At 62.7% G+C, this 17,648-nt stretch carries 22 protein-coding genes; 16 read left to right on the forward strand and 6 right to left on the reverse strand.

The features are described 5' to 3' along the window. Positions 1–25: 25 nt before the first annotated feature. Complete coding sequence (locus tag ACCC94_RS03830) at positions 26–496, forward strand: TlpA disulfide reductase family protein (RefSeq protein WP_413348098.1); 471 nt, start codon at positions 26–28, stop codon at positions 494–496. Further along, on the forward strand, positions 496–771 hold the full coding sequence (locus ACCC94_RS03835; RefSeq protein ID WP_413348099.1) for an acylphosphatase: 276 nt from the start codon (positions 496–498) through the stop codon (positions 769–771). Before ACCC94_RS03830 ends, ACCC94_RS03835 begins: the two co-directional genes overlap by 1 nt. A 3-nt stretch (positions 772–774) precedes the next feature. Here the strand turns inward: ACCC94_RS03835 and ACCC94_RS03840 are convergent, their stop codons facing one another. Next, on the reverse strand, positions 775–1,731 hold the full coding sequence (locus ACCC94_RS03840; RefSeq protein ID WP_413348100.1) for a hypothetical protein: 957 nt from the start codon (positions 1,729–1,731) through the stop codon (positions 775–777). A gap of 8 nt (positions 1,732–1,739) precedes the next feature. Then, positions 1,740–3,455, reverse strand: coding sequence for a proline--tRNA ligase (locus ACCC94_RS03845; protein WP_413348101.1), 1,716 nt, complete (start codon positions 3,453–3,455; stop codon positions 1,740–1,742). A 111-nt stretch (positions 3,456–3,566) separates the two neighbouring features. Here ACCC94_RS03845 and ACCC94_RS03850 point away from each other — a divergent pair, with 111 nt between their 5' ends. Continuing rightward, positions 3,567–3,974 carry a PaaI family thioesterase gene (locus ACCC94_RS03850; RefSeq protein ID WP_413348135.1) on the forward strand — a complete coding sequence of 136 codons (408 nt, stop codon included), beginning with the start codon at positions 3,567–3,569 and terminating at the stop codon, positions 3,972–3,974. An 85-nt stretch (positions 3,975–4,059) separates the two neighbouring features. Here ACCC94_RS03850 and ACCC94_RS03855 read toward each other — a convergent pair whose 3' ends face one another. Together ACCC94_RS03855 and ACCC94_RS03860 are read right to left on the reverse strand one after the other, a co-directional pair. After that, positions 4,060–5,382, reverse strand: a complete 1,323-nt coding sequence (locus ACCC94_RS03855; RefSeq protein WP_413348102.1) for an OprD family porin — start codon at positions 5,380–5,382, stop codon at positions 4,060–4,062. A gap of 367 nt (positions 5,383–5,749) precedes the next feature. After that, positions 5,750–5,944, reverse strand: a complete 195-nt coding sequence (locus ACCC94_RS03860; protein WP_413348103.1) for a hypothetical protein — start codon at positions 5,942–5,944, stop codon at positions 5,750–5,752. Between the two features lie 152 nt (positions 5,945–6,096). On the opposite strand from ACCC94_RS03860, the gene ACCC94_RS03865 reads away from it, so the two are divergent. Together ACCC94_RS03865 and ACCC94_RS03870 are read left to right on the forward strand one after the other, a co-directional pair. Further along, the gene (locus ACCC94_RS03865) at positions 6,097–6,522 is read left to right on the forward strand and encodes an HIT family protein (RefSeq protein ID WP_413348104.1); all 426 of its coding nucleotides are present in this window, start codon (positions 6,097–6,099) and stop codon (positions 6,520–6,522) included. A 3-nt stretch (positions 6,523–6,525) separates the two neighbouring features. Further along, positions 6,526–6,732, forward strand: a complete 207-nt coding sequence (locus ACCC94_RS03870; protein WP_413348105.1) for a SlyX family protein — start codon at positions 6,526–6,528, stop codon at positions 6,730–6,732. 70 nt (positions 6,733–6,802) lie between these two features. On the opposite strand, the gene ACCC94_RS03875 is transcribed toward ACCC94_RS03870, so the two are convergent. After that, the gene (locus ACCC94_RS03875; RefSeq protein WP_413348106.1) at positions 6,803–7,405 is read right to left on the reverse strand and encodes a cold shock domain-containing protein membrane protein; all 603 of its coding nucleotides are present in this window, start codon (positions 7,403–7,405) and stop codon (positions 6,803–6,805) included. A 217-nt stretch (positions 7,406–7,622) separates the two neighbouring features. Continuing rightward, positions 7,623–8,093, reverse strand: coding sequence for a Dps family protein (locus ACCC94_RS03880; RefSeq protein WP_413348107.1), 471 nt, complete (start codon positions 8,091–8,093; stop codon positions 7,623–7,625). A gap of 243 nt (positions 8,094–8,336) precedes the next feature. Here ACCC94_RS03880 and ACCC94_RS03885 point away from each other — a divergent pair, with 243 nt between their 5' ends. From ACCC94_RS03885 to tolB, 11 genes are all read left to right on the forward strand, one after another. Then, positions 8,337–8,606 carry an FmdB family zinc ribbon protein gene (locus ACCC94_RS03885; RefSeq protein ID WP_015478285.1) on the forward strand — a complete coding sequence of 90 codons (270 nt, stop codon included), beginning with the start codon at positions 8,337–8,339 and terminating at the stop codon, positions 8,604–8,606. A 43-nt stretch (positions 8,607–8,649) separates the two neighbouring features. Then, positions 8,650–10,428: an aspartate--tRNA ligase gene (aspS, locus tag ACCC94_RS03890; protein ID WP_413348108.1), complete on the forward strand. Its 1,779-nt coding sequence runs from the start codon at positions 8,650–8,652 to the stop codon at positions 10,426–10,428. Between the two features lie 72 nt (positions 10,429–10,500). After that, positions 10,501–11,247, forward strand: coding sequence for a YebC/PmpR family DNA-binding transcriptional regulator (locus ACCC94_RS03895; RefSeq protein ID WP_413348109.1), 747 nt, complete (start codon positions 10,501–10,503; stop codon positions 11,245–11,247). A gap of 112 nt (positions 11,248–11,359) precedes the next feature. Continuing rightward, positions 11,360–11,884 (forward strand): crossover junction endodeoxyribonuclease RuvC, encoded by a 525-nt coding sequence (ruvC, locus tag ACCC94_RS03900; RefSeq protein WP_371234036.1) that lies wholly within the window; start codon positions 11,360–11,362, stop codon positions 11,882–11,884. A 34-nt stretch (positions 11,885–11,918) separates the two neighbouring features. Beyond that, the gene (ruvA, locus tag ACCC94_RS03905; RefSeq protein WP_413348110.1) at positions 11,919–12,524 is read left to right on the forward strand and encodes a Holliday junction branch migration protein RuvA; all 606 of its coding nucleotides are present in this window, start codon (positions 11,919–11,921) and stop codon (positions 12,522–12,524) included. A 10-nt stretch (positions 12,525–12,534) separates the two neighbouring features. Beyond that, positions 12,535–13,593 carry a Holliday junction branch migration DNA helicase RuvB gene (gene ruvB / locus ACCC94_RS03910; protein WP_413348111.1) on the forward strand — a complete coding sequence of 353 codons (1,059 nt, stop codon included), beginning with the start codon at positions 12,535–12,537 and terminating at the stop codon, positions 13,591–13,593. A gap of 52 nt (positions 13,594–13,645) precedes the next feature. Further along, positions 13,646–14,092: a tol-pal system-associated acyl-CoA thioesterase gene (ybgC, locus tag ACCC94_RS03915; RefSeq protein WP_015478279.1), complete on the forward strand. Its 447-nt coding sequence runs from the start codon at positions 13,646–13,648 to the stop codon at positions 14,090–14,092. Position 14,093: 1 nt separating this feature from the next. Next, positions 14,094–14,789, forward strand: coding sequence for a protein TolQ (gene tolQ, locus ACCC94_RS03920; RefSeq protein WP_045210353.1), 696 nt, complete (start codon positions 14,094–14,096; stop codon positions 14,787–14,789). A gap of 24 nt (positions 14,790–14,813) precedes the next feature. After that, positions 14,814–15,278: a protein TolR gene (gene tolR / locus ACCC94_RS03925; RefSeq protein WP_413348112.1), complete on the forward strand. Its 465-nt coding sequence runs from the start codon at positions 14,814–14,816 to the stop codon at positions 15,276–15,278. Beyond that, on the forward strand, positions 15,275–16,330 hold the full coding sequence (gene tolA, locus ACCC94_RS03930) for a cell envelope integrity protein TolA (protein ID WP_413348113.1): 1,056 nt from the start codon (positions 15,275–15,277) through the stop codon (positions 16,328–16,330). The genes tolR and tolA overlap by 4 nt, the downstream gene beginning before the upstream one ends. Next, positions 16,327–17,625, forward strand: coding sequence for a Tol-Pal system beta propeller repeat protein TolB (gene tolB, locus ACCC94_RS03935; RefSeq protein WP_413348114.1), 1,299 nt, complete (start codon positions 16,327–16,329; stop codon positions 17,623–17,625). The genes tolA and tolB overlap by 4 nt, the downstream gene beginning before the upstream one ends. Positions 17,626–17,648: the final 23 nt, after the last annotated feature.

The following is a 17,648-nucleotide window of genomic DNA, read 5'->3' on the forward strand; positions in this document are numbered from 1 at the left end:
CCCCGCATACACGAGGATTGAAGGCATGAGAGTGCGGCTCCGTATTGTGATGGGCTTGCTGGCCGGCCTGATCCTGGCCGGCTGCTCGGCGGACTATGGCACCGATCAGCAAGGACAGAAAGTACCCGCTGCGACGGTGGATGGCCAGTGGCTAGTCATTAATTACTGGGCGGAGTGGTGCGCGCCGTGTCGCAAGGAAATTCCCGAGCTGAACCATCTGGCGCAGGAGGGCAAGGCGAACGGCTTCCGGGTGCTGGGCGTCAACTTCGACGGACTGCGTGACGCGGACCTGGCGAAGGCCTCGCAGGCTCTGGGCGTGCAGTACACCGTGCTGGCCGACGACCCGGCGGCGCGTTTCAATCTGCCGCGCAGCGAGGCGTTGCCTGTCACCTACATCGTCGACCCTGAGGGCAAGATGCGCGAACAGTTGCTCGGCGAGCAGACCGCCGCCGGCCTGCAGGCGCGCCTGAGCGCATTGCGCGAGGAGAAGCAGTGATGGCCAGGATCTGTCTGCATGGCTATATCAGCGGCAAGGTACAGGGCGTCTATTTCCGCCAGAGCACGCAGGAACAGGCCGAGCGCCTGGATATCGACGGTTGGGTGCGCAATCTCGATGACGGGCGCGTGGAGTTGTTGATCGAGGGGGAAGAGGATGCGCTGCGCGAGCTGGAAAAATGGCTGGCGCGCGGCCCGGTGAAGGCGAAGGTGGCAGCGGTGGAGCTGCAGCCGATGACACCCCAGGGCATCACCGGCTTCATCGTCCGCCGCTAGGCGTCAGTTGCTGGCGCCGGGGTCTGCTGCGAGGCGACCGGCGTCGGTCCTCAGGCTGCGGAGAAATTCCTTCTGCAGTTCCGGATCGTTGCGGGTCAGCTCGATCAGGCTCTGCTCCAGCTCGCTGGCTTCTTCTTCCAGGCCGAGGTCGGAGAGGCGCTTGACGCGGTGTACCCAGTGGTGCACGTCGTCACCTTCCAGGTCGTCATAGATCAGCGCGTGGGCTTCCTGCAACTTGCCGCGAAGCGTGCGGCTCACCAGCAGGCTGGCGTCGGCGCGGGTATCGTCTGCCGGGTCCTGGACGCTGAACTGCAGGCGGCCGATGCGGCTGACCTCGTCGTCGCTGAAGGGGCCTTCCAGCAGGTTCAGGCGCAACACGCCGTGGCGGTCGGTGAGCAGTTCCTGGGAGTTCTTGCCGGCGGTGACGGTCACCGGGCGCTCTGACCAGGGCAGGCTGGTGTATTCGGTGCGCTTGTCGCGCTGCTTTTCCTCGATTGCCGCGAGGTTCTGCTCCGCGCGCCCGTTGGACTGGACGTTCATGAAGGGGTTCATGCCGTCGATGCCATAGCGGATCCAGCCGCGGGTGACGCTTTCGGGCAGGTTGCCCAGGGCGAAGACGTTGACCACGTTGGCGCCGATACCGCCGACGAAGGCGACGACGCCCAGCGGCATCTCGTACACCTTGCGCCAGCCCTGGTACGGCGTGTAGCGGTCGTAGCGGCGGGTGACCTCGAACTCGGTGACTTCGAAGGTCTTCTGTTCCTGCACGCGGATACGGCGCTGCGGCAGTTCCAGGGTGCCCGGCGTGCCCACGTCGATCTGCAGGCTGTGGTCGAGCAGTTTGCGCTCGACTCGCTCTTCATGCTCGCTGCGTTGCGGCAGCTGGTTGGCGCAGCCGCTCAGCAGAAGGCTGCCGCACAGGGCGGCAGCCACGAGGCTGGAGGTACTTCGGGTGGACATCGCTCTGCTCAGTTGCGGATCTTGGCCGTGATGAAGGCTTGCAGGTCGGACAGGGCAACCGGTTGCGACTCGGCGTCACGGCGGCCCTTGTACTCCAGGGTGCCTTCGTCCAGGCCGCGTTCGCTGACCACGATGCGGTGCGGAATGCCGATCAGCTCCATGTCGGCGAATTTCACGCCGGGGCTGGTCTTCTTGTCGCGGTCGTCCAGCAGCACCTCGAAGCCGGCAGCGGTGAGATCCGCGTACAGCTTGTCGGCGGCGGCACGCACGGCTTCGTTCTCGTACTTCATCGGCACGATGGCGATCTGGAACGGCGCCAGGGCAGCCGGCCAGAGGATGCCGCGGTCGTCGTAGTTCTGCTCGATCGCGGCGGCGACCACGCGGGACACGCCGATGCCGTAGCAGCCCATGATCAGGGTGACCGGCTTGCCGCTCTCGCCCAGTACGGACAGCTTCATGGCTTCGCTGTACTTGGTGCCGAGCTGGAAGATGTGGCCGACCTCGATGCCGCGGCGGATGACCAGGGTGCCTTTGCCATCAGGGCTCGGGTCGCCTTCGACGACGTTACGCAGGTCGGCGATTTCCGGCACCGGCAGGTCGCGTTCCCAGTTCACGCCGAAGTAGTGCTTGTCGTCGAGGTTGGCGCCGGCGGCGAAGTCGCTCATCAGCGCGACGGAGCGGTCGATGATGCAGGGCAGCGGCAGGTTCAGCGGGCCGAGGGAGCCGGGAGCAGCGCCAATGGCGGCCTTGATGTCCGCTTCGCTGGCCATCTGCAGGGGGCTTGCCACCAGCGGGTGGTTGCCGGCCTTGATCTCGTTGAGTTCATGGTCGCCACGGACGATCAGGGCGATCAGCTTGCCTTCCTCGGCGGCGTGCACCACCAGGGTCTTGATGGTCTTCTCGATCGGCAGGCCGAACTTTTCCACCAGGGCGGCGATGGTCTTGGTCTCGGGGGTGTCGACCAGGCGCAGTTCTTCGCTGGCGGCGCCGCGAGCGGATTCGCGGGGCAGGGCCTCGGCCTTCTCGATGTTGGCGGCGTAGTCGGTGGATTCGCCGAAGACGATGTCGTCCTCTCCGGAACCCGCCAGCACGTGGAATTCATGGGAACCGCTGCCGCCGATGGAGCCGTTGTCGGCCTGCACGGCGCGGAAATCCAGGCCCAGGCGGGTGAAGATCTTGCTGTAGGCCTGGTACATGATGTCGTAGGTGGCCTGCAGCGAGTCCTGGCTGGTGTGGAAGGAGTAGGCGTCCTTCATGATGAACTCGCGGCCGCGCATCAGGCCGAAGCGCGGACGGATCTCGTCACGGAACTTGGTCTGGATCTGGTACATGTTGATCGGCAGCTGCTTGTAGCTGTTCAGCTCGTTGCGCGCGAGATCAGTGATCACTTCCTCGTGGGTCGGGCCGACGCAGAAGTCGCGGTCATGGCGATCCTTCAGGCGCAGCAACTCGGGGCCGTACTGCTGCCAGCGGCCGGACTCCTGCCACAGTTCGGCGGGCTGGATGGCGGGCATCAGCACTTCCAGGGCGCCGGCGGCGTTCATCTCTTCGCGAACGATGGTCTCCACCTTGCGCAGCACCCGCAGACCCATCGGCAGCCAGGTGTACAGACCGGACGCCAGCTTGCGGATCATGCCGGCGCGCAGCATCAGCTGATGGCTGATGACGACCGCATCGGAAGGGGTTTCTTTCAGGGTGGACAGCAGGTACTGACTGGTACGCATCTTTGGCCGTTTTGTCGGTTGCGAAGGGGAATATAGGCTGGGCATTGTACGGTGCAGGTCTGGCTGCGTACAGGGCGCGGCAGACGGAGAGGGAGGAGTGGCGTGAGTCGTTTGAATGCAGCCCAGGTACAGGCGTTCATCCGCGCAGGATTGCCCATGGCGGACGAAATGGATTTCCGTGTCGATGCACTGGAAGGGCGCAGCGCCTTTGCGCGGATTCCCTTCCATGGAAAGTTGGTGCGGCCGGGCGGCACGGTGTCGGGGCCGACCATCATGGCGCTGGCGGACGCGGCAATGTACGCGGTGATCCTGGCGCAGCTGGAAAATGTCGAGATGGCGGTTACCTCCAATCTCAATATCAACTTCCTGAGCAAACCCAAGCCGGAAGACTTGTTGGCCGAAGCAAAGATATTGAAGCTGGGTCGTCGTCAGGTCGTTTGCGAAGTAGCTGTCTACTCGGTCAGTAATCCGCAGGAGTTGGTGGCCCACGTCACCGGCACTTATGTATTGCCGATGTAACGGATACGTTCGAAGTTGTAGGTAAGTTGCAATAAAAAAGCCCGGCAGAAGCCGGGCTTTTTAGTTACCTGCGGTTCGCTCTGGATTACAGAACGGACAGCGGGTAGTCGATGATCAGGCGGAATTCATCGATATTGCCTTCAGCCTGATCGGCGTTGGCGCGGTGCCAGGCCTGACGAGCACGGAAGGACAGGTCTTTTGCCGGGCCGCTCTGGATAACGTATTTGGCTTCCAGGTTGGTCTCGCGGTGCTTGCCGTCCGGGCCATAGCCGTAGTTGGCGTAGGGGCTGGTCGGATCGATCTTGTCGCCGTCGATGTCCTTACCGTAGATGTAGCGGCCCATGAAGGTCAGGCCCGGTACGCCGTACTCTTTCATGTTCAGGTCGTAACGGCCTTGGATGGATTTTTCACCCGGGCCGTTGAAGTCGGAGTACTGAACGGAGTTGGCGAGGAAGATCGAGTCGCCGCCAGCGTTGTTGTCGCCGATCCCGATGTAGTCGAACGGAGTGTTGCCGTTCACTTTCTGGAAGGCCAGGGTCAGGGTGTGCGCGCTGATGGTGTAAGCGGCGGCCAGCGAGAAGGTGTTGTTGCTGATATCGCCAAGCTTGGCGGAACCTTCGTCACGGGTGTTGTAGTAGTTGAAGTCCAGGCCGAGGGACTGATTGTCAGCGATCGGCAGGGTGTAGTTCAGGTTCACGTAGTACTGGTTCCACAGGTCTTCGACCTTGGCGCCGTACAGCGAAGCGGAGAACTGGTCGTTGATGGCGTATTTGCCACCCAGGAAGTCAGCGCTGTTGGCGGTGACGCCACCGTACTGGGACCAGATCTCACCGTCACGGTTGGTGGTGTCCTGGCCGGTACCGGAGTAGAAGTGACCGCCTTCCAGATCCAGGCCGTCGATTTCGCTGCTCATCAGGCTGAAGCCGCTGGCGGTTTGCGGCAGCAGGCGGGTGCCGCCTACAGCGAACACCGGAGCGGTGGGCTGCATGTCACCGAATTTCAGCTCGGTCTTGGAGATGCGGATCTTGACAGCTGCGCCGGCCTTGCCGAAGTCGTCAGCCTTGTTGCCGTCATCGTGAACCGGCAGGTTGCCGGTGCCGCCGTAGCCGCTGCCACCGTCGAGTTTCAGACCCAGGTAGCCGAAGGCGTCAACGCCGAAACCAACGGTGCCTTGGGTGAAGCCGGAGTTGTAATTGGCCCAGAAACCTTGGGTCCAGTCACGGGCATCGGTGGCGCCGTCTTTCTTGTTGCGATTGAAGTAGTAGTTGCGAACCAGGAAGTTCAGGCTGCTGTCTTCGACAAAGCCTTTTGCATCAGCCTGATTGCCTACGAAGGGCTCGGCCATTGCCAGTTGCGTGGTGCCTGCAGATACCGCCAGGGCGATGGCGCTCCACTTCATCACTTTCATTGTGATTGCTCCTTTGGTTTTGAAATTATTCGCCATCACTAATGCCGCGGTGACGGCTCTTTCTTTTTTTGTCGGCGCTAACTTATAGCACGCGTGTTCAGTTGGCGATAGTTGCCCAAATGAACACACAGAATCTTTACGGGGCTGTCGCAAAGCTGCATGACGAATGTCGCATTCAAGCAGTTCTCATGTTGCAAAAAGAGATTGCGCTCTGATTGCTTCATTGATGCTTCAGTCCCTGTGGTTCTCTATTCCATTGACCACTTCATAAGTTTCCCGCTCCGCGTCCACTTCTTCATCCGGGGTGGCCGTCGGTGCGCTGTCCTTGCCTCTAGCAACAACCGTGCACAAATGCTCGGAGCTGCCTTCACAGCGTCCGTCTTGCGACGCGATGACGCATTTCACGGTTTCTGTTGGCAATTTGCAACATCAACGAGCACGGATGTCGTTTTCCAGCATCCCGTATTTCGGGCTGTTTAATCGATTTTTCGCCGCTGATGCCGTGGGTTGCCGTGCGGATTCCTGCACGCACCTGTTGTCGGGATATGCCAATCCGCGTCATGCGCGATCCTGGTGCGGCACTCGGAGTGGCGTGCTCCGGGAAGAGGCGTCGGCCGGGCATGTTCGACTGCGGGTCTCTCTAGTATTCTTCGCGCCCTTCGGCCTGGTGTGGGGCTAGGCTTAAACAAGGCTCGTCGAACAGGAGAGGTCTTTATGTTCGCCCTGGATTCCCGCCTCCGGCAGGACACCGTCGCGCTGGGTGATTTCCCGCTCAGCAGCCTGCTGCTGATGAACGATTCACAGTATCCGTGGTTCATTCTGGTCCCGCGTCGCGAGGACGTCAGTGAAATCTTCCAGCTGGACTCCGCCGATCAGCAGCAGTTGTGGCGCGAAGCGACTCAACTGGCGGAGGTGCTCAAGGATACTTTCGATGCAGACAAGATGAACGTGGCCAATCTCGGCAACGTCGTGAGTCAGTTGCATGTGCACGTGATCGTGCGCAAGCAGGATGATGTCGCGTGGCCGGGCCCGGTCTGGGGCAAGCATCCTGCCGTTCCTTATAAAGAGGAGGAGCTGGCGTGGGTGCGCGAGAAGCTGAGAATGGCGCTGGGCGACGGCTTTCGCTTCAGCCAGGAGTGAGTGATGGATCTGGAAAACCGGGTGACCGACCTGGAAAGCCGCCTGGCCTTCCAGGACGATGCGCTGCAGACCCTGAGCGATGTGGTCTATGAGCAGGAGCGTGTGATCGAGCGCCTGCGCCTGCAGATGCAGGCGCTGCTCAAGCGTCTGGAAGACCTGCAGGGTCAGGTTGGTATTGCGGATGACGAGGCACCGCCTCCGCACTATTGAGCGTGTGCATGAAAGTGATGCGCCCATGAAAAAGCCCGCCAATCGGCGGGCTTTTTCATGGGCGTAACGCTCAGCGCCGATTGGGCAGCGCAGCGATCACATCCTCTGCCTGCAACCCCTTGTCACGCTGGACGACCGAAAACTCCACGCGCTGGCCTTCGATCAGGATGCGGTGGCCCTCGCCGCGGATGGCGCGGAAGTGGACGAAGATGTCCTCGCCGGAGTCGCGGGAGATGAAGCCGAAACCCTTGGAGGTGTTGAACCACTTCACGGTGCCGGTCTCGCGGTTCTCGCCGAGGAAGGTCTCGGTGGAGAGCGGGTGGGCGGGGCTTGCCTTGCCGACGCTGGCGATCCATTGCAGCACCACTGCGCCGGTCAGGCTCAGCAGCGGCAGCACGATGGCCGGCTGCTCGCCGATGAAGGGCAGTGGGGCCAGCAGGATAAGCACCTGCAGGACCACGGCCAGCACCACCAGGGCGGTGGCCAGGCCTTGCAGGGCTGAAGGCTGTTTCAGGTTACTGCTCGGGGCCAGCAGGAGGCTGGTCAGGCCCAGCAGGGCTAGGTAGATGGCATCGCTTTGTTGCAGGTAGGGCAGGGCATCGCTGCGCAGGCTCGGGATAAGGGACAACACGAGTGCGGCGACGCCCGTCACGAGGTGGACGATCTTGAGCATGGCTATGGATTCACCTTGGGCGGGTAACGAAACAAAGAAGCAGCCGTCGCCAGGTTCCACGCCGGATAAGAAAATGAAAGCGTGTCGGACGGCCTATGCGCGGAGCGCACGGCGGTTATTTAACAGCAAACCACTTGCCTTCTCAAATCAACCGCTTAGGCCATTCGTAGGGGGAAGGAAACCCGCCGGGCGGCGGGCTTCCTTATAGAAGGAGGGATCACTCGGCTAGCAGGCTGCGCAGCATCCACGCGGTCTTCTCGTGCACCTGCATGCGCTGGGTCAGCAGGTCGGCGGTCGGCTCGTCGGCAACCTTGTCAGCCAGCGGGAAGATGCTTCGCGCGGTTCGTACCACGGCTTCCTGGCCTTGCGCCAGCAGGCGGATAATCTCCTGGGCGTCCGGTACGCCTTCCTCTTCCTTGATCGAGGACAGGCGCGCGTACGCGGCATAGGTGCCCGGCGCCGGAAAGCCCAGGGCGCGAATGCGCTCGGCGATGCTGTCCACCGCCAGGGCCAGTTCGTTGTACTGCCCCTCGAACATCAGGTGCAGGGTGTTGAACATCGGCCCGGTGACGTTCCAGTGGAAATTGTGGGTCTTCAGGTACAGCGTGTAGGTGTCGGCCAATAGTCGGGACAGGCCTTCGGCGATGGCGGCGCGATCCTGCTCGGCGATTCCGATGTTGATTTCCATGGCGATCTCCTCATCGTTGGCATGGTGATTCAAAAGCGTTGGAGTCGAGGCTAGCACCGGGGTGGGGGCGAAGCTCTTGGTCTATATCAAGGCAATTGATTAGGTTTTTCTATTGAAAGGTTGCGCGCCTGGCCGGCTTCGCGTCGCCTGAGCCTGGCTGCAACCTGCGGATTTTTCAGGCTATAATCCGCGTCTTTGCCGCGGGATGCGGGCCCGTGGCAGTGTGATCAGTCAAGGTGTCCCATGCCGATTTACGAGTACCAGTGCCAGTCCTGCGCGCATCAGCTGGAATCGCTGCAGAAGATCAGCGATGCGCCGTTGGTCGATTGTCCGGCCTGCAAGGCTCCCGAATTGAAGAAGATGTTGTCGGCTCCGGGTTTCCGCCTGGGCGGCAGCGGTTGGTACGAGACCGACTTCAAGACCGGAGCGAAGAAGAATCTCGCCTCCGGCGATGCTCCTGCGGCCTGTCCGGCCACCGGTTGCGGTGGTGGCGGCTGCTCCGCCAGCGAATGAGCGGTTCCCTAGAATTCAAGACTTTCGAGAAGCGAAACACACCATGATGCGCAGCCACTATTGCGGCCAGTTGAACGAGAGCCTGGACGGCCAGGTAGTCACTCTTTGCGGTTGGGTACACCGTCGCCGCGACCACGGCGGGGTGATTTTCCTCGACGTGCGCGATCGCGAGGGCCTTGCCCAGGTGGTGTTCGACCCGGATCGCGTCGAGACCTTCGCCAAGGCCGACCGCGTGCGCAGCGAGTACGTGGTGAAGATCACCGGCAAGGTGCGCCTGCGCCCTGAGGGCGCGCGCAACGCCAACATGGCTTCCGGCGCTATCGAAGTCCTGGGCCACGAGCTGGAAGTGCTGAACCAGGCCGAGACCCCGCCGTTCCCGCTGGACGAATACTCCGACGTGGGCGAGGAAACCCGCCTGCGCTACCGCTTCATCGACCTGCGTCGCCCGGAGATGGCCGCCAAGCTGAAGCTGCGCGCGCGCATCACCAGCAGCATCCGCCGCTACCTCGACGACAACGGCTTCCTCGACGTGGAAACCCCGATCCTCGGTCGCCCGACTCCGGAAGGCGCGCGCGACTACCTGGTCCCGAGCCGTACCTACCCGGGTCACTTCTTCGCCCTGCCGCAGTCGCCCCAGCTGTTCAAGCAGCTGCTGATGGTGGCCGGCTTCGACCGTTACTACCAGATCGCCAAGTGCTTCCGCGACGAAGACCTGCGTGCCGACCGCCAGCCGGAATTCACCCAGATCGACATCGAGACCAGCTTCCTCGAAGAAAGCGACATCATCGAGATCACCGAGAAGATGGTTCGCCAGCTGTTCAAGGAAGTGCTGAACGTCGAGTTCGACGAATTCCCGCACATGCCGTTCGAAGAGGCCATGCGCCGCTACGGTTCCGACAAGCCTGACCTGCGCATCCCGCTGGAACTGGTTGACGTGGCCGATCAGCTCAAGGACGTCGAATTCAAGGTCTTCTCCGGTCCGGCCAACGATCCCAAGGGCCGCGTTGCCGCCCTGCGCGTTCCCGGCGGTGCGAGCATGCCGCGCAAGCAGATCGACGACTACACCAAGTTCGTCGGCATCTACGGCGCAAAGGGCCTGGCCTACATCAAGGTCAACGAGCGCGCCAAGGGCGTGGAAGGCCTGCAATCGCCGATCGTGAAGAACATCGCCGAGCCGAACCTGAACGTGATCCTCGATCGCGTCGGTGCGGTCGATGGCGACATCGTGTTCTTCGGCGCCGACAAGGCCAAGATCGTCTGCGACGCGCTGGGCGCTCTGCGCATCAAGGTCGGCCATGACCTCAACCTGCTCACCAAGGAGTGGGCACCGATGTGGGTCGTGGACTTCCCGATGTTCGAAGAGAACGACGACGGCAGCCTGACTTCCCTGCACCACCCGTTCACCGCGCCCAAGTGCACCCCGGAAGAGCTGGAAGCCAACCCGGCCGGCAAGCTCTCCCGTGCCTACGACATGGTGCTCAACGGCACCGAGCTGGGCGGCGGTTCCATCCGTATCCACGACAAGGCCATGCAGCAGGCGGTGTTCCGCGTGCTGGGCATCGACGATGCGGAGCAGGAAGAGAAGTTCGGCTTCCTCCTCGACGCCCTCAAGTACGGCGCGCCGCCGCACGGTGGCCTGGCCTTCGGCCTGGATCGTCTGGTGATGCTGATGACCGGCGCGGCCTCGATCCGCGAAGTCATCGCCTTCCCGAAAACCCAGAGTGCCGGCGACGTCATGACCCAGGCTCCGGGCACTGTGGATGCCAAGGCCCTGCGCGAGCTGAATATCCGTTTGCGCGAGCAGCAGAAGGCCGCCGAGTAAGTCGATCCAGATTGCTGTGGCGCTCGGATGCGGGCGCCACACGCGAAGCAAACAAGCGATACGGAGTGAGTTATGGCTGGTCATTCCAAATGGGCCAACATCAAGCACCGCAAGGAACGTCAGGACGCCAAGAAGGGCAAGATATTCACCAAGCTCATTCGTGAGCTGACCGTCGCCGCCAAGCAGGGCGGCGGGGTGCCGGCGGATAACCCGCGTCTGCGCCTGGCCGTGGACAAGGCGCTGACCGCCAACATGACCCGTGACACCATCGATCGCGCCATCCAGCGCGGCGTCGGGTCCAGCGAAGCCGACAACATGGCCGAGCTGACCTACGAAGGTTACGCGCCCAGCGGCGTGGCGATCATCGTCGAGGCCATGACCGACAACCGCAACCGCACCGCGGCCGAAGTGCGTCACGCCTTCAGCAAGTGCGGTGGCAACCTGGGTACCGACGGTTCGGTTGCTTACATGTTCGAGCGCAAGGGCCAGATCAGCTACGCGCCGGGCGTGAACGAGGAAGCGTTGATGGACGCCGCGCTGGAAGCCGGCGCGGACGACGTGGTGGTCAATGACGACGGCTCCATCGATGTCTTCACCACCTTCGCCGACTTCATCTCTGTCAACGAAGCGCTGACCGAAGCCGGGTTCAAGGGCGAGGAAGCCGAGATCACCATGATCCCGTCGACCACCGCGACTCTGGATCTGGATACCGCGCAGAAGGTCCTCAAGCTGATCGACATGCTCGAAGACCTGGACGACGTGCAGAACGTCTACTCCAATGCGGAAATCCCGGACGAGGTGATGGCCCAGCTGGGCTGATCCTCCGCCGGCGATCTGCGAAGCCGGAAGCGGGAGTGGTCGTCAGCGGCGCCTCCCGCTTCCGGTTTTTGTTATCTGAAATGCGCGTTGCAGAAGGTTCGATCGGACGGACATGACCCTGATTCTCGGCATCGACCCAGGCTCACGGATTACCGGCTTCGGCGTGGTGCGCGACACCGGCCGCGGCTGCGAATACGTGGCGTCGGGCTGCATCCGTACCGGCAACGGCGAGCTGTTCGAGCGCCTGCAGATCGTCTTTCGCGGCGTGCGCGAGGTCATCCAGACCTACCGGCCGACCATGATGGGCATCGAGCAGGTGTTCATGGCGCGCAACGCCGACTCGGCGCTGAAGCTGGGCCAGGCGCGCGGCGCGGCCATAGTCGCGGCGGCGGAAGAGGGGTTGCAGATCGCCGAGTACACCGCCAGCCAGGTCAAGCAGGCCATTGCCGGGACTGGCGGTGCCGACAAGCAGCAGGTGCAGATGATGGTCATGCACCTGCTGAAGCTTACGCAGAAACCGCAGATCGACGCTTCCGACGCCCTGGCTATCGCCCTGTGCCACGCGCACACCCGGCAGAGCCTGGTGCCGCACGGCCTGGTCGGCGCGCGCCGTCGTGGCGGTCGCCTGCGCCTGTGATATCCGGAAAAACTTTGAGCAAGGACAAACACCCGTGATTGGACGCCTGCGTGGCACCCTGGCGGAAAAACAGCCGCCGCACCTGATCGTCGACGTGAATGGCGTGGGCTACGAGCTGGAAGTGCCGATGACCACCCTGTACCGCCTGCCGAGCCTGGGTGAGCCGGTGACCCTGCACACCCATCTGGTGGTGCGCGAGGATGCCCACCTGCTCTACGGCTTTGCCGAGAAGCGCGAGCGCGAGCTGTTCCGCGAGCTGATCCGCCTCAATGGCGTGGGGCCGAAGCTGGCGCTGGCGTTGATGTCGGGTCTGGAAGTCGATGAACTGGTGCGTTGCGTGCAGGCGCAGGATACTTCCACCCTGGTGAAGATTCCCGGCGTCGGCAAGAAAACCGCCGAGCGCCTGCTGGTGGAGCTCAAGGATCGCTTCAAGGCGTGGGAGAATATTCCCTCCATCGCACCGCTGGTGGTGGAACCCAGGCTGGTTGCCACAGTCTCAAGCGCCGAGTCCGATGCAGTCAGCGCACTGATCGCGCTGGGCTTCAAACCCCAGGAGGCGAGCCGCGCCGTGGCCGCCGTGCAGGAGGAAGGCTTGTCCAGCGAAGAACTCATCCGCCGTTCCCTCAAGGGCATGGTCTAGGTAAAGATTGATGATCGAAGCCGATCGCCTGATTTCCTCCGCCACCAGTCGCGACCGCGAAGAGCAGTTCGACCGTGCCATCCGCCCGCTCAAGCTGGCGGACTACGTCGGCCAGCCCGTGGTGCGCGAGCAGATGGAGCTGTTCATCCAGGCGGCCCGAGGGCGCCAGGAGGCCCTCGACCACACGCTGATCTTCGGCCCGCCCGGCCTGGGCAAGACCACCCTGGCGAACATCATCGCCCAGGAGATGGGCGTCTCGATCAAGAGCACTTCCGGGCCGGTACTGGAGCGCCCCGGCGACCTGGCGGCGATCCTCACCAATCTCGAACCCAACGACGTGCTGTTCGTGGACGAGATCCATCGCCTGTCGCCCATCGTCGAAGAAGTCCTGTATCCGGCCATGGAAGACTTCCAGCTGGATATCATGATCGGCGAGGGCCCGGCTGCGCGCTCGATCAAGCTCGACCTGCCGCCCTTCACCCTGGTTGGCGCGACTACCCGCGCCGGCATGCTGACCAACCCGCTGCGTGACCGCTTCGGTATCGTGCAGCGTCTGGAGTTCTACGGTGTGGACGACCTGTCCAGCATCGTCGCCCGTTCGGCGGGCATCCTGGGTCTGGAGATCGAGCCGGCGGGGGCCTACGAGATTGCCCGGCGCGCCCGCGGAACGCCGCGCATCGCCAACCGGCTGCTGCGCCGCGTGCGGGATTTCGCCGAGGTGCGTGGCACCGGGCACATCAGCAGCGACATCGCCGACAAGGCACTGAACCTGCTGGACGTGGATGAAAGAGGCTTCGATCACCAGGACCGCCGCCTGCTGCTGACCATGATCGACAAGTTCGACGGTGGCCCGGTGGGGATCGACAACCTGGCGGCGGCCATCAGCGAAGAAAGGCACACGATTGAAGACGTGCTGGAGCCCTATCTGATCCAGCAAGGCTATATCATGCGCACACCGCGGGGCCGTGTCGTGACCCGGCATGCGTACCTGCATTTCGGCCTGAATGTGCCGAAGCGGATGGGGGAGGGGGCAACGCCGGATCTGTTTGCCCCTGAAGATGGTAATTAATTGCATTTGTAGACGATTGCCGATTGGCAAAGTCTCTACTTGGTTCTAGAGTATGCGCGCGCAACACGGGGGTCAGCCGTTCCAGCAGCGGTATCGGGTCTATTACGAGGACACCGATGCCGGCGGCATCGTCTACTACGTCAACTACCTCAAGTTCATGGAGCGGGCTCGTACCGAGCGGCTGCGTGACCTGGGCTTTGCCCAGTCGCAGCTGGCGGGGGAGAACCTGCTTTTCGTCGTTCACTCGGCCGAGGCGCGCTATCACGCGCCGGCCCGCCTGGACGACGAACTGCTCGTCAGCGCCGAGGTGGAGGAGTTGAACCGTGCGAGCCTGAAGTTTCGTCAACAGGTTCGACGGGCGTCGGATTCGACCTTGCTCTGCGAGGGGCGATTCCTAGTGGCGTGCGTGCGGGCGGACACCTTGAAACCCCGCGCTATCCCAGATGTGTTGCGTGCGGCATTTGCCGGCAGTCCGGACACCCTTTCAGCAGGAGATTAACGTGGAACCGAACGTCGTCGACCATACTTCCATGTGGAGCTTGATCAGTAACGCCAGCGTCGTGGTACAGCTGGTGATGCTGACCCTGGTGGCCGCATCGGTCACTTCCTGGATCATGATTTTCCAGCGCAGCAACATGATGCGCTCGGCGAAGAAGGCCCTGGAAACCTTCGAAGAGCGCTTCTGGTCGGGCATCGACCTGTCCAAGCTCTATCGCCAGGCGGGCAGCAACCCCGATCCGGATTCGGGGGTCGAGCAGATCTTCCGTGCCGGCTTCAAGGAATTCTCGCGTCTGCGCCAGCAGGCCGGCGTCGACCCGGATGCGGTGATGGAAGGCGTTTCCCGCGCCATGCGCGTCGCCATTTCCCGTGAGGAAGAGAAGCTGGAAACCAGCCTGCCATTCCTCGCCACCGTCGGTTCCACCAGCCCGTACATCGGCCTGTTCGGCACCGTCTGGGGCATCATGAACTCCTTCCGTGGCCTGGCCACCGTGCAGCAGGCCACCCTCGCCACCGTGGCGCCGGGCATCGCCGAAGCACTGATCGCCACCGCCATCGGCCTGTTCGCGGCCATCCCCGCGGTCATCGCCTACAACCGTTTCGCCGCCCGCTCGGAAATGCTCATCGGCCGCTACTACACCTTCGCCGACGAGTTCCAGGCGATCCTGCACCGCAAAGTGCACACCAGCGACGATTGATCGACGACCAAGAGGTAAGCCGTCATGGCAAGAGTTCGTCACAAGCGCAAGCCGGTCGCGGAAATGAACGTGGTGCCCTACATCGACGTGATGTTGGTACTGCTGGTCATTTTCATGGTGACCGCGCCCATGCTCAACCAGGGCGTCAAGGTCGACCTGCCCAAGGTTTCCAGCGAAGCGCTGCCGCAGGATAACGATTCCCGCGTGCTCACCATCTCCATCAAGGCCGACAAGACCTACTACTGGAACATGGGCTCGGAAGTGGACCCGGACCAGGGCAAGGCCAGCCAGACCGCCGTGTCGCTGGACCAGCTGGTCAGCGCCGCTTCCGGCATCATGGCCGAGAACAGCCGCCAGGGTAAGAAAGTCCAGGTCTTCGTCCGGGGCGACAAGGCAGTCGACTATGGCTCGGTCATGGCCGTCATGGGCGGCCTGCAGAAAGCCGGAGTCGGTAACGTCGGTCTGATTACCGAGGCACCAGGTAGTTGATGCACCAGCTCGAGCGCTCTCAATCGGAAGGCTACTTCTGGCCCACTGTCCTGGCCGTGGCGCTGCATGTGCTGATCTTCGCCATGCTGTTCGTCAGCTGGGCCAGCACGCCTGAACTGCCGCCGTCGCGGCCGATCGTCCAGGCCACCCTGTACCAGCTCAAATCCAAGAGCCAGGCGACCCAGCAGACCAACCAGAAGATAGCCGGCGAGTCGAAGAAGACCGCGGCCAAGCAATACGAGCAGGAGCAGCTCGAGCAGAAGAAGGCCGAGCAGCAGGCATTGGCTGCTGCGAAGGCCGAGGAACAAAAGAAGGCCGACGCCGCTCAAAAGGCTGCTGATGCCGCCGAGAAGGCCGCAGAAGCCAAGAAGGCCGACGACGCCAAGAAGGCGGCGGACGCCGCTGCAGCCGCCAAGAAAGCGGCCGAGGCCAAGGCCGCCGAGCAGAAACAGCAGGCGGACATCGCCAAGAAGAAAGCCGAGGAAGAGGCCAAGAAAGAGGCCGCTGAAGAGGCTAAGAAGAAGGCTGCCGAGGAGGCCAAGAAGAAGGCCGCCGAGGACGCGAAGAAAAAAGCTGCCGCGGACGAAGCCAAGAAGAAGGCTGCCGCGGTCGAGGCTGCGAAGAAGAAGGCTGCCGCTTCGGCCGCTGCCGCAGCCCGCAAGGCGCAGGAAGACAAGAAGGCCCAGGCCCTCGCTGAACTGCTGTCGGACACCCCGCAGCGCCAGCAGGCCCTGGCCGATGAGCAAGGTAATGAGGTGGCGGGCAACTTCGACGATCTGATCGTCAGCCTGGTGAGCCAGCAGTGGAACCGTCCTCCTTCAGCTCGTAACGGAATGAGCGTAGAAGTGCTGATTCAGATGCTGCCGAGCGGCGCCATCACCAATGTGAGCGTGACCCGCTCCAGCGGTGACAAACCGTTCGACGATTCGGCGGTGGCCGCGGTCAAAAACGTGGGCCGTATTCCCGAACTGCAAAATCTGGATCGCGCCACTTTCGATAGCCTGTATCGTCAGCGCCGAATGGTCTTCAAACCGGAGGATTTAGATCTGTGAGTACCCTGATTCGCTTCGCGCTCTTCGCACTGGCCCTGGTGGCCGGCGCTGCGCAGGCCGCCGACCCGCTGGTGATCTCCAGCGGTCGTGACTCGGCCGTCCCGATCGCCGTGGTTCCGTTCGGCTGGCAGGGCGGCAATGTCCTGCCCGAAGACATGTCGAACATCATCGGCAACGACCTGCGCAACTCCGGTTACTTCGAGCCGATCCCACGGCAGAACATGATCAGCCAGCCGGCCCAGGCCAGCGAAGTGATCTACCGCGACTGGCAGGCCCTCGGCGCGCAGTACGTGCTGGTCGGCAGCATCGTGCCCAGCGGCGGTCGCCTGCAGATCCAGTACGCCCTGCTCAACGTGGCGACCCAGCAGCAGGTCCTGACCGGCAGCGTGGGCGGCACCACCGACCAGCTGCGTGACATGTCGCACTACATCGCCGACCAGTCGTTCGAGAAGCTCACCGGTGTGAAGGGCGCGTTCTCCACCAAGCTGCTCTACGTGACCGCGGAGCGCTTCTCGGTGGACAACACCCGTTACACCCTGCAGCGCTCGGACTATGACGGTGCGCGCCCGGTGACCCTGCTGCAATCGCGCGAGCCGATCCTCTCGCCGCGTTTCTCCCCCGATGGCCGTCGCATCGCCTATGTGTCGTTCGAGCAGAAGCGTCCGCGCATCTTCATGCAGTACGTCGACACCGGTCGCCGCGAGCAGATCTCCAACTTCGAAGGCCTCAACGGCGCCCCGGCCTTCTCGCCGGACGGCAACCGCCTGGCCTTCGTGCTGTCGCGCGACGGCAACCCGGAGATCTACGTGATGGACCTGGGCAGCCGCCAGCTGCGTCGCCTGACCAACAACTCGGCGATCGACACCGAACCCTTCTGGGGCGCGGACGGCTCGACGCTGTACTTCACCTCGGACCGTGGCGGCAAACCGCAGATTTACAAGATGAACGTGAACTCGGGCGCCACCGACCGCGTGACCTTCATCGGCAACTACAACGCCAACCCGAAACTTTCGGCGGATGAAAAGACCCTGGTCATGGTTCACCGCCAGGACGGTTTCACCAACTTCCAGATCGCGGCGCAGGACCTTCAGCGCGGTAATCTCCGGGTACTTTCCAACACCAACCTGGATGACTCGCCCACTGTTGCGCCAAATGGCACGATGCTAATATACGCCACCCGCCAGCAGGACCGGGGCGTGTTGATGCTCGTGAGCATCAACGGACGTGTTCGGTTACCGCTACCCACCGCTCAAGGCGACGTGCGAGAGCCTTCCTGGTCCCCTTACCTGAACTGACGGTTGCCAACTGTTTCAAACTT

The sequence above is a fragment of the Pseudomonas sp. Pseusp97 genome (genome assembly GCF_047304025.1).
Taxonomy (GTDB): domain Bacteria; phylum Pseudomonadota; class Gammaproteobacteria; order Pseudomonadales; family Pseudomonadaceae; genus Pseudomonas.

Excerpts from the sequence above, each read along its gene's own strand:
- ybgC (WP_015478279.1), top strand. The coding sequence starts at position 13,646 with ATGCGCGCGCAACACGGGGGTCAGCCGTTCCAGCAGCGGTATCGGGTC.
- ruvB (WP_413348111.1), top strand. The coding sequence starts at position 12,535 with ATGATCGAAGCCGATCGCCTGATTTCCTCCGCCACCAGTCGCGACCGC.
- ACCC94_RS03865 (WP_413348104.1), top strand. The coding sequence starts at position 6,097 with ATGTTCGCCCTGGATTCCCGCCTCCGGCAGGACACCGTCGCGCTGGGT.
- ACCC94_RS03845 (WP_413348101.1), bottom strand. The coding sequence starts at position 3,455 with ATGCGTACCAGTCAGTACCTGCTGTCCACCCTGAAAGAAACCCCTTCC.
- ACCC94_RS03855 (WP_413348102.1), bottom strand. The coding sequence starts at position 5,382 with ATGAAAGTGATGAAGTGGAGCGCCATCGCCCTGGCGGTATCTGCAGGC.
- ACCC94_RS03830 (WP_413348098.1), top strand. The coding sequence starts at position 26 with ATGAGAGTGCGGCTCCGTATTGTGATGGGCTTGCTGGCCGGCCTGATC.
- ACCC94_RS03860 (WP_413348103.1), bottom strand. The coding sequence starts at position 5,944 with ATGACGCGGATTGGCATATCCCGACAACAGGTGCGTGCAGGAATCCGC.
- ACCC94_RS03835 (WP_413348099.1), top strand. The coding sequence starts at position 496 with ATGGCCAGGATCTGTCTGCATGGCTATATCAGCGGCAAGGTACAGGGC.
- ACCC94_RS03875 (WP_413348106.1), bottom strand. The coding sequence starts at position 7,405 with ATGCTCAAGATCGTCCACCTCGTGACGGGCGTCGCCGCACTCGTGTTG.
- ACCC94_RS03880 (WP_413348107.1), bottom strand. The coding sequence starts at position 8,093 with ATGGAAATCAACATCGGAATCGCCGAGCAGGATCGCGCCGCCATCGCC.
- ACCC94_RS03885 (WP_015478285.1), top strand. The coding sequence starts at position 8,337 with ATGCCGATTTACGAGTACCAGTGCCAGTCCTGCGCGCATCAGCTGGAA.
- ACCC94_RS03895 (WP_413348109.1), top strand. The coding sequence starts at position 10,501 with ATGGCTGGTCATTCCAAATGGGCCAACATCAAGCACCGCAAGGAACGT.
- ACCC94_RS03870 (WP_413348105.1), top strand. The coding sequence starts at position 6,526 with ATGGATCTGGAAAACCGGGTGACCGACCTGGAAAGCCGCCTGGCCTTC.
- aspS (WP_413348108.1), top strand. The coding sequence starts at position 8,650 with ATGATGCGCAGCCACTATTGCGGCCAGTTGAACGAGAGCCTGGACGGC.
- ruvC (WP_371234036.1), top strand. The coding sequence starts at position 11,360 with ATGACCCTGATTCTCGGCATCGACCCAGGCTCACGGATTACCGGCTTC.
- ACCC94_RS03840 (WP_413348100.1), bottom strand. The coding sequence starts at position 1,731 with ATGTCCACCCGAAGTACCTCCAGCCTCGTGGCTGCCGCCCTGTGCGGC.
- tolR (WP_413348112.1), top strand. The coding sequence starts at position 14,814 with ATGGCAAGAGTTCGTCACAAGCGCAAGCCGGTCGCGGAAATGAACGTG.